Genomic DNA, 15,800 nt, shown 5'->3' with positions numbered 1-15,800 from the left:
AAATACTCTCTTATTGTGTTAATGTCGCGACTTTCAACCCTAGGGCAATTAATGCGCCACCTAGCATTTTATCAAGATATTTTTGTGCAGCCGTTAATTTCTGCTTTAAAGCATCATGCGTTAAAATGAAGGCTAGTGAACCAAACCAGCATAAACTGATTAAACTAAATTCTAAGCCGAACAGTGCTTGAATCAGTCGCGGGGTTTGTGGATCAATCACTTGAGAAAAAACGCTCAAGAAAAAGAGGGTTGCTTTGGGATTCAGAATATTCACCAAGAAACCTCTTTTGGCAGAATCCCAAGAAGATAAAGCAGGAGCTGCTTGGGCTGAGGATGAAAGATTAAGCATACCTGATTGCCGTGAGAATAAGCCTTTGCATCCCAGGTAAATAAGATAAGCTGCGCCACAATATTTAATGATATTAAAAGCGACGACCGATTTTGCAACGATAATCCCAATCCCAATAACGCAATATGTGACATGCACTAAACATCCGAGTGCAATACCGATAGCGGTGTATAGACCCGATTTTTTTCCATGTTGTAAACTATGCTGTGTCACAATGACAAAATCGGGGCCTGGGCTAATAGCGCCTAAAAATCCAATCACCGCGAGCGTTAAAAATTCGTTTAAATAAAACATGATTTCCTCGAAGACAACTTTTTCCACAGTAACATACTTTATTGGGGGCTCAATCTTCTTTTTCAAGCCTTTTGGCTGAGTTAAAAGGCTTAATCATAATTTGTGGTTTATTGTTCAACAAAATCCAAGGTTTTTGCGAAGGTTTCCGGGAGACAGTAAGCGGCAATAAAAGCTAATAAGATACACAAGAGAGCAATGCCACCTAATCCTCCTAAAATACCGACATGCGGTTTAATACAAACCAGCAAACCGGAAAAAGGGATGGCCATGGCGCGGACAAAATTAGGCAACGAAGCGCTGACGGTGGTGCGTAAATTGGTACCGAATTGTTCGGTAGCCATCATCAAAAAAACGGCCCAGTGACCACTGCTTAAGCCAAGTGCGCAACAGAAAAAATAAAAGAGGGCACTAGAAGGTTCATTCAATGTCAGAAATGCCGTGACACAGATAAATGAACAGGCTAAAAAAATCATCACCGCATACCGGCGTGATTGTAGCCATTGGCTCAGTAAACTACTGCTGAGATCGCCCATCCCTAAACCGATGTTGAAATATAAAAAAGCGAGTCCGGTTGTGACAGGCTCGGTGACTTCTAAAGCTTGGCCAAGTTCGGGGGCAAACGTCATAAATAAACCGACGAATACCCAAAAAGGGGCACCCACCAAAAGACATTTCAGATATTTTGTTAATAAGGTTGGCGTGCGAAAGAAGAGTAAAGGATCGCCTTGTCGAACATTTTTTTGCTGATTCATTTGCGTAAACAGGGGAGATTCTTTGACGCTAATCCGCAATAATAATAAAATAAATCCACCTAAACCACCCAGAACGTAAGCCGATTGCCAGCTCATAAAATGGCTAACAAGACCGCTTGCAATCCCCCCACAAATGCCAGCGGTGGCAATAATCATGGTGCCTAATCCGCGTTTTTCTTTGCTCATTAATTCATTAACGAGCGTAATACCGCCTCCTAATTCACCCGCTAAGCCAATACCTGCAATAAATCGTAAAACGGCATACATGGGGACGGTGGTAACAAAGGCATTAGCCAGCGTTGCACTGGAATAAAGAAAAATCGAACCGAATAAGATGGAGAGTCTGCCGCGTTTATCACCCAACATGCCAAAGGCGATCCCACCCAATAACATACCAGTTAATTGGATATTGATGAGTGAAAGGCCAACGGAGGTTATTTCTTCTTCACTCAGTCCTAAGCTTTTTAAGCTTGGGATACGGACATTGCTGAATAAAATGATGTCATAGACATCAACAAAGTAACCTAAAGCAGAAACAAGGATAGCAAACCAGAGTGTTTTGCGCTGCATGATGGCCTCAGTTTGTAATTCGAATGAATAACTCACGATGAATGACTATAGGATTATAACTCGGGGGCTTTCTTGCTAAAATGCTTCTTTTAACTCAATAAGTAGAAAAAACAATGACAATCACTCGATTTGCGCCGAGTCCTACTGGGATGTTGCATGTAGGCAGTGCCCGTACTGCTTTATTTTGTTGGTTGTGGGCAAAAAGACAAAAAGGCACTTTTATTTTACGGATCGAAGATACCGATAGAGAGCGTTCAACGGATGAAGCAGTCGAAGTGATCATTGAAGGGTTAAAGTGGTTAGAGTTGAATTGGGATGAAGGTCCTATTTTTCAAACACATCGATTTGATCGTTATAAAGCCGTTTTGAAAGAATTAATGGCGAATGACCATGCCTATAAGTGCTATTGCACGAAAGAGCGTTTAGAAGCATTAAGAGAGCAACAAATCGAGGCAAAAGAAAAACCTCGTTATGACGGTTACTGCCGTAAGTTTCCAGCGCAACCTCATGCGGATACGCCGTATGTGGTTCGGTTTAAGACACCTGAAGAAGGCTCTATCGTATTTGAAGATTTAGTACGTGGTCGAATCGAGATCCAGAACAGTGAATTAGACGATTTAATTTTAGCGCGTTCTGATGGCACGCCGACTTATAATTTTACCGTGGTTATTGATGACTGGGATATGAAAGTGACGCATGTATTGCGTGGTGATGATCATATCAACAATACGCCACGTCAGATCCATATTTTTAAAGCATTGAACGCGCCGATGCCAGCATATGGTCACATGCCGATGTTGTTAGGCCCTGATGGGAAGCGTTTATCAAAACGTCATGGTGCGGTGAGTGTATTGCAATATCGTGATGAAGGTATTTTACCCAAAGCGCTGATTAACTATTTGGTTCGTTTGGGTTGGTCACATGGCGATCAAGAGATTTTCACTACGGCAGAAATGATTGAGCATTTTGATGTGCATAACATTAATGTGGCGCCAACGGCACTCAATCCTGAAAAGTTACTCTGGCTCAATCAACACTACATGAAGACAGAACCAGAAGTAGAGGTTGCTAAACAATTAGCTTGGTTTATGGCTAAATTAGGCATTGATTTAACTAAAGGCCCTGATTTGGCGCAGGTAGTCATTGCCCAGCGGGAGCGTTGCAAAACCTTGGTTGAGATGGCTGAAAAGAGTCGATTCTTTTTTGAGGATGAAGTTGTCATCGATGGCGATTTAACCAAGAAGCATTTTAATCGTGAAGCGGTTCCGGCATTAAGTGATTTTATTCAAGCGTTAGAAGCATTTCCGGCGTGGGATAAAGAGGTCATTCATGATGCATTAAAAGCCGCTGTCGATAAGCATGGGATTAAGCTTGGCGTATTAGCGCCTGTTGTACGATTAGCTGCTTCAGGCACGATGGCATCACCGCCGATTGATATGATGTTGTGGCTGCTGGGTAAAGAGAAGACAGTTGCTCGTCTTTCTGATGCTTTAGCGCAATTGAAAGAACTTGCATAAAAGTGGTTGACTCGGGAGAGGAGGGGTCGTAGAATCCATCCCTCATCTCCCGGGGCTATAGCTCAGCTGGGAGAGCGCTTGCATGGCATGCAAGAGGTCGGCGGTTCGATCCCGCCTAGCTCCACCAAAGAGCAGCAACCAAAAGTATGCTAGCTAGTAGGTTAAATATTAAAGTACTTGCTTTAATTATTTAAAATGAGAGAATACGCTTCACGTTTTGCCAGCAAGGTAAAATAGGAAGACAAGCTTCGAGTAGTTTGTTTTTAGGCGAGGCGCCAAAGGTTGAGCAACCGGAGTTTACGTAAGTAAATGAGGATTGCGAAATCCTGAAGGCAACAAAGCATAGAAATAAAATACGAAGAAAATCTAGGTCCCCATCGTCTAGAGGCCTAGGACACTGCCCTTTCACGGCGGTAACAGGGGTTCGAATCCCCTTGGGGACGCCATCATTAGGAACACTTATTGCGAAGCAATTAGTGATCCTTATGCGCGCCGTAGATCGAAGAGCGAAGGCGGGTTGTTTAAATATGGCACCCATTCTGATTTATTAATAATCCCAATTACAAAATCTTATAGCCTGCAAGCAGAAAGCGAAGACAGGTGATTGTTCAAGCCTGATACTCACCAACAATCAAATTGCCAAATTTTAAAATTTCAAAACTATTGGTTAATTAATTTATTTGGTACATTTTTCTTTCTTGAACCATAAAGTTCTTGAGTCAATAATATTGGTACTTTTTATACTCTATTTAAGTATCTAAAATGATTTATCACTATACAAATTTAACTGCATTCCAAAAAATAATAATGCAAAATTTTGAAGGCTCAAAAATTGAAGTTGTTATTGCATCACAATCAAGTGTCAATGAGAAAATTCAATCCCCTGTATGATTGGCCCACATGAGAACTGGGCTTCAGTTTAAGCCTAGCTTGTCACTTGCTAACCATACCAATCTCTATCAAAGAGTGATTCAACCAAGTATTTCTAAAGGTCTCGAATTCGACACCTTTGGATAAAAAGTACTCCAGATATGAATAAATGGGGTAATTATTATCTATTACCAAATTCGCCAATTCCTTCGAAGTTAACTAGGAGGATCTGAGTGAACATAGTTTAATTTTGTTCCGATTTAATAAGTTAGGCTTATTATTTTGAAGTATTTTTAAACTATATATTGGTCATATGTCTAAAAATCCCCCGCTTGTTTTTCAAACAAGCTGCCCCCTTTTGTCAAAGTGGGCGAATGATTCGCTATGCTTATCTCTCGCAACTTTGAAGCTTGCACTAATCACTTCCTTTGTAAAAGGAAGTCGCACAGACGGCTTTAGCCGAATGGGCGGAAGGATTTTATCTTGAATATTTCAGATTGTTAGACATTCGTTTGATGGAAGAAAGCTGATATGTCTAAAAATCCCCCGCTTGTTTTTCAAACAAGCTGCCCCCTTTTGTCAAAGTGGGCGAATGATTCGCTATGCTTATCTCTCGCAACTTTGAAGCTTGCACTAATCACTTCCTTAGTAAAAGGAAGTCGCACAGACGGCTTTAGCCGAATGGGCGGAAGGATTTTATCTTGAATATTTCAGATTGTTAGACATGCGTTTAATGGAAGAAAGCTGATGTATCTAAAAATCCCCCGCTTGTTTTTCAAACAAGCTGCCCCCTTTTGTCAAAGTGGGCGAATGATTCGCTATGCTTATCTCTCGCAACTTTGAAGCTTGCACTAATCACTTCCTTAGTAAAAGGAAGTCGCACAGACGGCTTTAGTCGCATGGGCGGAAAGATTTTATCTTGAACATTTTAGATTGTTAGACATGCGTTTAATGGAAGAAAGCTGATGTATCTAAAAATCCCCCGCTTGTTTTTCAAACAAGCTGCCCCCTTTGTCAAAGTGGGCGAATGATTCGCTATGCTTATCTCTCGCAACTTTGAAGCTTGCACTAATCACTTCCTTAGTAAAAGGAAGTCGCGCAGACGGCTTTAGCCGGATGGGCGGAAGGATTTTATCTTGAGTATTTCTGGTGGTTAGACATTTGTTTGATGGAAGAAAGCTGATGTGTCTAAAAATCCCCCGCTTGCTTTTCAAACAAGCTGCCCCCTTTGTCAAAGTGGGCGAATGATTCGCTATGCTTATCTCTCGCAACTTTGAAGCTTGCACCAATCACTTCCTTTGTAAAAGGAAGTCGCGCAGACGGCTTTAGCCGAATGGGCGGAAGGATTTTATCTTGAGTATTTCTGATGGTTAGACATTCGTTTAATGGAAGAAAGCTGATGTATCTAAAAATCCCCCGCTTGTTTTTCAAACAAGCTGCCCCCTTTTGTCAAAGTGGGCGAATGATTCGCTATGCTTATCTCTCGCAACTTTGAAGCTTGTGCCAATCGCTTCCTTTGTAAAAGGAAGTCGCACAGACGGCTTTAGCCGCATGAGCGGAAGGATTTTGTCTTGAGTATTTCTGATGGTTAGACATTCGTTTAATGGAAGAAAGCTGATATGTCTAAAAATCCCACGCTTGTTTTTCAAACAAGCTGCCCTCTTTGTCAAAGTGGGCGAATGATTTGCTACGCTCATTTCTTACTTAGGGGGCAGATATTCCGATGACCTTTCTTTTAACTAAGGTCATCGGTGTGTCTTTATACACGTGTTATCATTCTAAGCGTTGCCTTACCTCTTGTAGCTTGATTCTGTGCAACGGGTCCTTTTTGTTGAAGATTAAAGTGAGCTTGATAAGGGAGAAAAGCACGACCTTTCGTGGACGGGGATTCAGGCTTTTTAAATTCTTCTTGAAAGTCGGTAAGAACCTCCTCTTTTTTAGGAGAAGAGACTTTTGTTTGTACTGCCAAGCTGTTTGCAGGAAATTTTAGATCGATAAATTGTTGTGCTGCTTGCTGGTTAAATGAAAAATAATGTTGAAATGAAAAGCATGCTTTGATTACCAACGGACAGCTTTCTATGGCATTTTCTCTAGTGGAAAACATAATGATAGGTGTATATTTTTGCATGTAGTGGGTAATAAAATTTAACTCTCCTTTAGGCTGCCACTCCTCTTTTTTCTCTATGAGAGCTAAACTTTTTTTTGCATCCCATTCATAGAGATTAGTTAAGTTCACAAAAGTAATGGCACATTTTCGCCGAGTAAAGCATTGAAAAAATTCTTTTCTATTATCGGCATGAAATAAGTTAGCATAAGAAAATGCGAATTGTAGTTTAAATGAGGCTTCTCGCGCCGCTGCAAAAGTTTCATCACTAAATAAAAAATGATTTTCTTTTAACGTTTCTTTACGCATCTGCAAATCAGGTCGCACTTGGCAAGGTGTAAAATGTGGAACATACTTTTGTTTATATTCTGCATATTGTATTTCAAACTCTTCTCGCGTACTTGAGTTTCTCAATAACCACAGTAATTTTTTAGTATGCTGTTGTAAGTAAGGATTGATATCGTTAAACACTACTAAATCACAATGGGACGACAGTGTTGCTAAGATTGAGCAAAATGAAGATTGACCAATAAGTACTGCCACGCGAATCGTATTTTTTTCGAAAGTATCAGGCTGTTTAGTTTTTAGTAAAGTAATCAGAGAATTTATTCCTCTTTCATTAGAAAAAGGGTAAAAATTATTTAGCAAAGTCTTATCGGAAGGTAATTCAGTATGTTCAATTTTTTCTAAGGCATTTTTGAATTTTTTTATTCTTTTTTTGAGCGTCATTTTGATTTTTTAATTTATTATATAGATAAACTTGAATAATGCCTCAATGCCTAGTAAAAAGCAAGTTAGCAACTAGCCTTAGAGGTAAAGATTTGCCCTTAAATATTGAAAGTTATGGTGGAGAGTAAATGAAAGCAGCGACAAGCCATAAATTATGGATAAGCTCGATAGTAATACTTATTATATTTATCTTCGCTTTTGGCATGCTCTATTTTAACCAGCGTCCTCTTCCAGATGAGCTCCCCATCCCTCTCGATCCTTTATTGGATGAAAATATAAAAGTCACCCAAAACATTGATTTAATTGTTGTTGAAAAAGCCTCTCGCAAAATCACGCTATTTCATCAACAAGTTCCTATAAAAAGTTATAAAATAGCACTGGGCTTTGAGCCTATGGGCCATAAAACGCAAGAGGGTGATGGTAAAACGCCTGAAGGAACATACCAAATTTGTGCTAAAAACCCTAAGAGTCAATTTCATTTGTCATTAAAAATTTCTTACCCTTCACATGAAGACAAACAGCAAGCTAAACAAAATGGCGTCTCTCCAGGAGGAGAAATAATGATTCATGGTCTTGCCACGCCCTTTAGCTTTTTAGGCAAACATCATAGTCAAAGGGACTGGACTTTAGGCTGCATTGCTTTAAGTAATGAAGAAATGGAAGAAATTTATGCCAATGTTGCTGTGGGCACAAAAATTATTATCAAGCCTTAAGTTTTAGTCATGATTTAATCACATTGAGAAAGTGATTAAATTAACTTATATCCATATGGGGCAACTTCAGAAGGCATGCTTGCTGGAACCCCATTCAACATCCGTGTATCCTTGGCAATCCATTTTTACTATCAGCAGTACCTACCAATCACAACAATAAGAATCAGGTGACAGAATGAGTTTTGCGCAAAAAATATGGCAAATGGTAACCGGAGCACCCCTTGAAAAGAGTGAAACGGTGGTTTTAGAACAACCAACAGCGCTTCCTGATCATAATACAAAGACATTACAACGTGTCCCAGAATGTTACGAAAAACGAGATGCAGCGGATCATCGATTATTTTCTGCTGTTATTATTGATATAAAAACCTCGGGTTCCGATCCCAAGCAAGACAACATTATCGAAATTGCTGCCTTAAAATACTCCTTTACCAATGAAGAGGGGATCATAGAAGTACTAGGTACCTATGAAACCTTTGAAGGCAGCCCTATCAACTGGGAACAAGTGTCAAACTTGCTTGAAGATTGCAATCTGGTCATTTGCCACAATAGCCGGTTACATCGAAATTTTTTAGAATTACAAACGCCAATCTTTGTTCAAGATATGATTAAAAAGTTGCCATTTGCTTGTACGATGTTAGATATCGATTGGGCCGTAAGAGGCAATGAAAGCCCAAGAGTGAAATATATTAATTTTGAATTAGGTTATTTTTATCAAGCGTTAGGCTTGACGGAGTGTTGGGCGATATTCAATATTTTAGTGAATGCACCTCATGCATTTGATGAATTAAAAGAAAATGTCAGAAAGGCCAAACTATTAGTTTGTGCGGTGAACGTTCCTTTAGAAAGAACCGATATTCTTAAAAAGCGCCAATATACCTGGTCTAGTGGCCATGGAAAATTTCCTAAGTGTTGGTGGAAAATCTTGAATAAAGAATCCTTAGAAGCAGAATTCCAATTTTTAGATGATACGGTTTATGGTCAAAAGGGTTCTGCTAACAATTTATCGTATATGGTCGTGCCACATTCGATGCGATATTCCTTCCGCGTTGCGCATTTGTTTGATTAAATTAACGCAGGTAAAAATCCCCCCGCTTGTTTTTCAAACAAGCGGCCCCCTTTTATTCAAAGTGGGCGAATGATTCGCTGTGCTCATCACTCATGAAATTTAGGCACAACGCGCTCAGTTAGCCGGATGGGTGGAGGGATTTTATGTTGATAAAGAAAGGGTCAGATACTCTCTTGAAAATCAAATAGACCTTTTGATCCCGAATGGACCACAACATCTACTTGATTTTCAAGAGAGTATCTGACCTCTTTATTCATAATCCGTTGTATCAGAACCGAGCTTTTGATATTTTCCCTGCGCATGAGAATAGGTTAATATTTCGCCTTCATTGATATTAAAAAACCATAGATGCACTGAGAGTAATTTGTTTTCAATAGCGGATTTTATCCACGGAAATGTTAAGCAGTTTTGGTATGAATGCGTTAGAGCAAGTTTGGCATAATAATCGGGCTCTTTGAAATGGGCATCTTTTCTTTCTACTAATGAAACCCATCGTGCGATAAAATCATTATCGCCAAGCGCTTGTTGATGAATGAGCGCATTAATACCGCCACATTGACTATGGCCTAGAATGATCAGATGTTTAACTTTTAAATGGCGAATACCAAATTCTAAGGCTGCATTGGTATCATGATAGCCTTGATCTTTGGAATAGGGGGGAACGATGTTGGCAACATTGCGCACGACAAATAAATCACCTGGATCGCATTGTAATATTAAAGCAGGATCAACACGTGAATCGCAGCAGGCCACCACCATTATTTCAGGTTGTTGCCCAGCCCTCGATAGGGAATGCATCACAGAATGATCACCGATAGCATACTTATTTCGAAATGCCATATAGCCATTAATAATCTTTTTTAAACTCTTTTCCATGAAGGACTTTCCTCTTTTCTTTATCTCATTTTCCGCGTATGTTCCTGGATGAGCTCGGGAATTTCTTTAAATGAGATTAATACCGAGCGTGCACGCGTTCTAAGGACATTAAAATTATTAAATCCATATTGTTGTACTAGTTGTTTTAGAGCGATGCTTCTTTCTCCTGTTTCTGTTAATGTTGGGCCTGCAACATGTACGCCTTCTAAATGCCCCCATGACATGCCATCTGCAACAATGATACACAAGGGTTTGCGGCGATCGAAATTCTCCAGCAATTTCCGGAGGATAATGGAGGTGTCTTTTAGATCGCTTTTGAATAAACCACCACCAAAATGAAATCCCGAAATGCGTTCAGGATGATTTTTTTTGTCAAGTTGGACAAATCCAAGAAAAGTACATTCTGCTAAATTGGTGGTATAAAGCCCATTACACTTATCGCTTTTTGCAACATCAATTACTTTTCTGAGATCCAAAAAATTATTTCGTCTTTCAGGCGGATCATCATCGAACACTCGGCAATCGTATGCTGTTACCACTTCTCGATATCCCTCTCTATTTTGGGAATGAAATTCTTGAATACCGGGATCGATATGCGATAGCTCATCACCTAAAAGCAAAAAATCAGGAGATAATGTTGGCTCTTGTACAGGTGATGAACTGCTGGCTTCCATTCTGATGGGAGCAGGTCGCTTTTTTGTCTTTTTGCCCTTGGGTTCGAGGCTATCTGGACTATCTTTCATGTTAAAAACCTTAAATAGAGTCAGTTTATTTATTAGGTTTAAATCACATCAAAAAAGTTCAAAGTAACCAATAATTCAAGATTTTATACATGAACGTAAATGCTACCTGCGTATATGCACAAGAAATGCTAGGGCTTTTTCTTTGGCGGCGGTGCATAATGCTTCACATCATAGGTGCTAAACCCATTTTTAGTATTGACGATGTTGCCATAGAGGAAAGCGATTGCACCTTGAGCGTTTCTTTGCGTAAGTGTTGGAAATAAGCGCTTTTTTGTGCTTAATATTTTTCCGACTAAAACTTGCCGTTCTCCCACTTTCATCCATTTAAATCCCTCTTCACCGCAGGGGGACACAATTTTAGGTTCCGCAATTAAACTATCAAATAGATGATGATTATCGCCTCGTCGATTTGAAGCTTCAATTTTACTTTTAACTACATAAAATACACGTTGATTATCACCGCGTATACGACATTCTTGAAAAGTATGCATGCCAAATAATGCACGACTAAAACCATATTTTTCGGCATGACAAGTGGGGACAGAAGAAGATGCTTGAGGAATAATCTGTCGTTTTGTCTGTGGTTTACCGCGAGTTTTTGTCTTTGGTGTTTTTTTGATACGGCACGCTGGGACAGGATCCGTTGAACATGAGGGCCTCATACTGGAAGAGGAACTAACAGGTACTATTTCAACCACGGGCTTTGTCATTGTTAGCGTTTCAATGCTAGTTTGCAGATCTTTAATCGTTTTTTCGAGTTGTCGCCCTAAGTGACTCTGATATTCTTTTTCAAGCTTGTTAATTGAGTCAACTATTTCTGCTAAGTTATTAACGCCAACGGATGATAACTTGTGCACTATCAATTTTTCAGGTTCGAATTCAAAAGCAAATTTCCCGGTTAATTGTTTCAATCGGGTGATAAGTTTTGGTGACCATTCAGGGATAGCAACGTCAATGACAACTTGATGTTCGGCAGTCATGCGTTTGCTTGTTGATTCACAAGATGCCATGATGCAAGATTTGCGTGGAATCGTTTCTAAATATCTATTTATTTGCTCAAGATTTTCTTTGACTAAATGATTTATTAATATAGTAGAATCTGACGATTCCTGAATATGCATAGCTTCTTTATGCCAAGCAATCGCCTGAGGGTAGGCTTTCTGTGAGGCAAACTGAGTGGCCAATCGTTTACAACAGTAATGATACATTTTAGACCCTTCGCTTATGAATCTTTCTCGCTCCAAACGAAGGATGCCGGCAGCCGCGTGCAAATCATTTGTGTTTAAAAAGGCTTTTGCGATGGCAAAAAAGTCTGAAACATGAAATGATTTTTCTTTAATTTCATTATCTTCTATTGCATCAATCAAAATAAATTTATTATAAAAATGATCTGCCATCTTTTCATAATTTTTACTGAAGTAATTGAGATGCCCTACACTGCCATGTAAAGCGCTCAATTGATATCTAAGGAGATCTTTAATATCATTTCCATAAGCATTAATTCTAATTACTTCATGTAAAATATCATTAATAAGATCAATAAGTGGTTTATATGTTTCATCAAATCGAAGGTTTGTACTGTTTGTTACTTCTCTGCCAATCAATAATTTAGCCCAAATTGATTGCAACGCTAATACATGGTTTATATCATGCAACGTCGTATCAATTAATTTAAACAGGAGTGCTTTCTTGATTTTGATTGGTTTAGCGCTTCTTAATAGACGAAAGTATGTTTCCTTATTTTTCTTAGCATATTGCACAAAGGATAATTCAATTTTATTTAATATTTGGTTTATTATTTCTACAGAAGGCACCTGCATTTCTATTAATTGGTTCACCCAATTGATATCGATTTCAAGATGATTGTTAAGTGGTGCCAATGGTGTATCTAACATAATAAAACCTAGCTCAAAAAGAGGATAATAGAGTAGTTATCTAACAATATTGAGTCTATAGGGTTTTTTCTTAGGATTTAAGCAGGAAAAATTTTATCTTATTGATTTTAATGATTAATTAAATTAGTTACTTTCTATTTTTAGACAAGTGGTTGTCAAAATGGGCCAAGTCTTCACATTATTCAATACGAGTGAGACTTGACCCTTCTTTTTGTTACCAATTAAATCTGATACCAGCACTACCTAAATTATATCTTTGCGCATTGAGATTGACTTGCCAACTACTGGTCTCAGCATGACCAGGAACAACGGTTGAACCAAATACAAAATGGGTGTTGCCAACATACAGCCAGCGGTAATCAGCAAATAAGCTAAGATAGTCGTTAATGTCGTAACTCAAGCCGAGTTTAATCTGTCCAGCAAAAGTCGCATTGGTATCACTGCTATTAGAATTATAATGGTTAATGCCCGCCTCAGGTGGACTTATTTGTGTAGCCGTTGCGTCTGAGATGCTGGCAATGGCGCTACCAATACCAAAGCCGATATAGGGATGCACAAGAATACAAGCGTTATCAAAATTTAAAACCATATTAGCAAGAAACACATTTCTTTTCATTGGATATGAAACGAGAAAATCATGCTCAGGCAGTCTTGCATTATTATTGATAAGCTCGCCACTAAAAGATTTTCTTTTCATCGCATAGCCTTCCAATTCAAAGGCGGGTGCTAATTTCCATTGCGAAGTTAATAAAGTCGCTGGTGCCTGATATCCAAGCTGTAAGCCGTAAAACGGTGAACTATGATGATTTATTTCACCAAAAGCATTGACTGCCAAAGGTCCGCCAGCAACTTCTACAAAAAATGCCGTTCCATACTGACTTGCATCGAAATGATGAGATGAGCCGCCGCCACCAAAGGCGCCAACATAAAATTTTTCAGTTGGGCAGTTATGTGCAAAAGCAGTATTTGTTAAGGCAAGTAGCAAAAGAGATGAAGATAGACGTAATTTCATTAAAAACTCCATTTAAGGTTTGTTCCATAGGCCTTGTGAGCTAGAGTGACTCTAGTTAGGTTAAGTGTATCGGAATAATGCTCATTAAGTAAGCATTACCACTTTTAGTAAGTTTTCTGGGTTGATAAGTAGAGTAGGATAAAAATGCGCATTGCTGTTTCGGGTACCCATTGTATGGGCAAAAGTACATTCATAGAGGATTTTATTAAAATCCATTCTGAGTATAAAAGCGAGTTAGAGCCTTATTATGAATTAGAAGATGAAAAGTTCACCGAGCTAGAGCCTAGTTTTGACTCGCTGCTTGCGCAACTTGATTATAGTATTGCGCAGTTGAATCAACATTCAGACCAACCCAATATTATTTTTGATAGATGTCCCGTGGATTTTGTTGCCTATGCCATGTGCGAGGCAGAGCAAGAGGGTATCCATATTCATGATACGGAAATAGCCGAAAGGTTTAATGACATTAAACAAGCATTGAATCATTTAGATCTCATTATATTTTTGCCCATCACGGATAGTTATTCCATTTTATATACGGAAGAAAATCCAGCCTATCGAAAAGCGGCAGATAAAAATTTTAAAAAGCTATATCGTGATGATATTTGCGATATCTTTCCGCAATATGGCCATCCAAAGATTGTTGAAATTTGGGGGGAGCGGGAAACCAGAATAAAAATGCTCGAACTCTTATGCCAGGGATTTGGCACATTGTAAGGCTGTTAAGATACAGCCTCCTAAAAAGGTGCCTTCCAATGCATATTGCCCATTCATGCCGCCACCACCAAAACCGGCGGCTTCTCCAATTGCATAAAGATGAGGGAAAGCTTCGCCATCTTGGTGAATAACACGGCAATGCAAATCCGTTTCAATCCCACCTAATGATTTACGCGTAATGGGAAATTGCCGAATAGCCATTAAGGGCAAAGCCTTAGGATCGATAATGGGTTGATTGCGACATAAACGCAGTCTTTCGACAAGATAGTGCCGATAATGCTCGATGCGACGTAATTGATCATCGGTTTGCCAAGCAATACCGCGCTTAATTTGTGAATCAAATGCATCAATTTCACGGGAGATATTTTCTTTATCTAATTCAAACCCATAAAGGCTTTGTGCCTGCATTTTATTTAACAGCTCAGACAAACTATTTGCTAATAAAACATCTTGCGGTGCTTCTTCAATCAATAAATTGATTCGGTGTTGATCGCCCCAAAGTAGGTTACGAATAAATTTCAATTTCCTTTTATCACGTACCGCACTAAAGTAACGACTTAACGAGACGATCAACTCTTTAGTCGCAATTTTATAATTCAAAATAGACCAACTATATTGCCCAGGTTCTCGTAATATGGCATAAGTGATTTCCATCATATTCGTACCAATAAGTAGTGGCGGAGGTCCAATACGTTTCCCTTGAGCATTAAACCAAAGGCTATGTGCAGCCGGTAATAAGGAGATGCCATCATGGGGTTTTCGATTTTCAGGATGATGGACTCCTGCAGGATATATCCAATGATATTGTAAGCGAGATACTTTGCCCCCGATGTTTACAACCTCATCATGCAATTGTCCATCACCATAAAGATGTGCGCCATTGAGTAAGTGTGAAGGTAAGGGTGGATCGTCCAATGACCAATGCCGTCTTATTGTACTGAGATCACTACCACTAATTCCGCCGGTCGCAATAATGATATTATCGGCACGAGCTTCAAACAGCTGCTCAGTTTGTAAATTGATGCCACAAAAAGCGGCCCCTTGTTTTTCCGCTTTGATTGCCGTGACATGATGTTGAAACAATATTGTTAAATTATCGCATTTAGGATGAGTATGAATGGCTTTAATGATTTGTTGGACTAATCCAAAGCCTGTACCCCACATTAAATGCCAACGCGGATAAGAGTTGCCAGGCACAAAAAAGCCTCGTTCGATCCAAATAGGACGAGGGACAAAGGAAACACCCATATTTTTAATAAAGGCATAAATATCATTGGAATGCGTGCAATAAAATTTAGCCCATTGTTTGGGATGAATATCATGAGGATGAAAATGAGCAAAGCTCTGCCAATCTTGCCATGCCAAATCAGGGGTGTCATTAATGCCCAACCGACGTTGCTCTGGGGTATCAATTAGGTGAATGCCACCCGCAGCTTCCAGTGCTAAGCCCCCGAGATTTTCAGCACCACCTCTTTCAAGTAAAACAATTTTTTTTCCTTGCTCTAATAGCATCAAGGCCGCAATCAAACCTGCAATACCAGCACCGGCAATAATCACATCGCTTTGAATGAGCTGTTTACTTTCCATTCG

The 15,800-nt window shown here is 39.3% G+C and carries 12 protein-coding genes and 2 tRNA genes; 6 read left to right on the top strand and 8 right to left on the bottom strand.

Translation table 11 applies throughout. The features are described 5' to 3' along the window. Positions 1 to 10: 10 nt before the first annotated feature. Together HT99x_RS11670 and HT99x_RS11665 are read right to left on the bottom strand one after the other, a co-directional pair. Positions 11 to 643, bottom strand: a complete 633-nt coding sequence (locus tag HT99x_RS11670; RefSeq protein ID WP_075064748.1) for a LysE family transporter — start codon at positions 641 to 643, stop codon at positions 11 to 13. Between the two features lie 107 nt (positions 644 to 750). Further along, a complete protein-coding gene (locus HT99x_RS11665) occupies positions 751 to 2,001 on the bottom strand; it encodes an MFS transporter (RefSeq protein WP_259566494.1) in 1,251 nt (416 codons plus the stop codon). A 77-nt stretch (positions 2,002 to 2,078) separates the two neighbouring features. Here HT99x_RS11665 and gltX point away from each other — a divergent pair, with 77 nt between their 5' ends. The 3 genes from gltX (at position 2,079) to HT99x_RS11650 (ending at position 3,928) form a co-directional block, all read left to right on the top strand. Further along, complete coding sequence (gene gltX / locus HT99x_RS11660; protein WP_075064750.1) at positions 2,079 to 3,482, top strand: glutamate--tRNA ligase; 1,404 nt, start codon at positions 2,079 to 2,081, stop codon at positions 3,480 to 3,482. A gap of 51 nt (positions 3,483 to 3,533) precedes the next feature. Beyond that, a tRNA-Ala gene (locus tag HT99x_RS11655) sits at positions 3,534 to 3,609 on the top strand. A 243-nt stretch (positions 3,610 to 3,852) separates the two neighbouring features. Continuing rightward, a tRNA-Glu gene (locus HT99x_RS11650) sits at positions 3,853 to 3,928 on the top strand. A 2,183-nt stretch (positions 3,929 to 6,111) separates the two neighbouring features. Here the strand turns inward: HT99x_RS11650 and HT99x_RS11645 are convergent. Next, complete coding sequence (locus HT99x_RS11645) at positions 6,112 to 7,185, bottom strand: hypothetical protein (RefSeq protein WP_075064753.1); 1,074 nt, start codon at positions 7,183 to 7,185, stop codon at positions 6,112 to 6,114. Positions 7,186 to 7,313: 128 nt separating this feature from the next. On the opposite strand from HT99x_RS11645, the gene HT99x_RS11640 reads away from it, so the two are divergent. Both HT99x_RS11640 and HT99x_RS11635 read left to right on the top strand, forming a co-directional pair. Next, positions 7,314 to 7,898, top strand: coding sequence for a L,D-transpeptidase family protein (locus HT99x_RS11640; protein ID WP_075064754.1), 585 nt, complete (start codon positions 7,314 to 7,316; stop codon positions 7,896 to 7,898). Positions 7,899 to 8,073: 175 nt separating this feature from the next. Beyond that, positions 8,074 to 8,967 carry a hypothetical protein gene (locus tag HT99x_RS11635; RefSeq protein WP_083482737.1) on the top strand — a complete coding sequence of 298 codons (894 nt, stop codon included), beginning with the start codon at positions 8,074 to 8,076 and terminating at the stop codon, positions 8,965 to 8,967. Positions 8,968 to 9,216: 249 nt separating this feature from the next. Here HT99x_RS11635 and HT99x_RS11630 read toward each other — a convergent pair whose 3' ends face one another. From HT99x_RS11630 to HT99x_RS11615, 4 genes are all read right to left on the bottom strand, one after another. Then, positions 9,217 to 9,843 carry a carbonic anhydrase gene (locus HT99x_RS11630; protein WP_259566488.1) on the bottom strand — a complete coding sequence of 209 codons (627 nt, stop codon included), beginning with the start codon at positions 9,841 to 9,843 and terminating at the stop codon, positions 9,217 to 9,219. A gap of 20 nt (positions 9,844 to 9,863) precedes the next feature. Then, a complete protein-coding gene (locus HT99x_RS11625) occupies positions 9,864 to 10,586 on the bottom strand; it encodes a hypothetical protein (protein WP_075064756.1) in 723 nt (240 codons plus the stop codon). Positions 10,587 to 10,714: 128 nt separating this feature from the next. Beyond that, positions 10,715 to 12,481: a hypothetical protein gene (locus HT99x_RS11620; RefSeq protein ID WP_075064757.1), complete on the bottom strand. Its 1,767-nt coding sequence runs from the start codon at positions 12,479 to 12,481 to the stop codon at positions 10,715 to 10,717. Positions 12,482 to 12,695: 214 nt separating this feature from the next. After that, positions 12,696 to 13,493, bottom strand: coding sequence for a porin family protein (locus tag HT99x_RS11615; protein ID WP_158003331.1), 798 nt, complete (start codon positions 13,491 to 13,493; stop codon positions 12,696 to 12,698). A 144-nt stretch (positions 13,494 to 13,637) separates the two neighbouring features. Here HT99x_RS11615 and HT99x_RS11610 point away from each other — a divergent pair, with 144 nt between their 5' ends. Beyond that, positions 13,638 to 14,210 carry an AAA family ATPase gene (locus HT99x_RS11610; protein ID WP_075064759.1) on the top strand — a complete coding sequence of 191 codons (573 nt, stop codon included), beginning with the start codon at positions 13,638 to 13,640 and terminating at the stop codon, positions 14,208 to 14,210. Here the strand turns inward: HT99x_RS11610 and HT99x_RS11605 are convergent. Further along, the gene (locus tag HT99x_RS11605) at positions 14,184 to 15,797 is read right to left on the bottom strand and encodes an FAD-dependent oxidoreductase (protein WP_075064760.1); all 1,614 of its coding nucleotides are present in this window, start codon (positions 15,795 to 15,797) and stop codon (positions 14,184 to 14,186) included. The two genes, HT99x_RS11610 and HT99x_RS11605, sit on opposite strands and share 27 nt — an antisense overlap. Between the last annotated feature and the right edge of the window lie 3 nt (positions 15,798 to 15,800).

Source organism: Candidatus Berkiella aquae (assembly GCF_001431295.2).
GTDB classification, from domain to species: domain Bacteria; phylum Pseudomonadota; class Gammaproteobacteria; order Berkiellales; family Berkiellaceae; genus Berkiella; species Berkiella aquae.
This window is presented reverse-complemented; position numbering and strand designations above follow the sequence as displayed.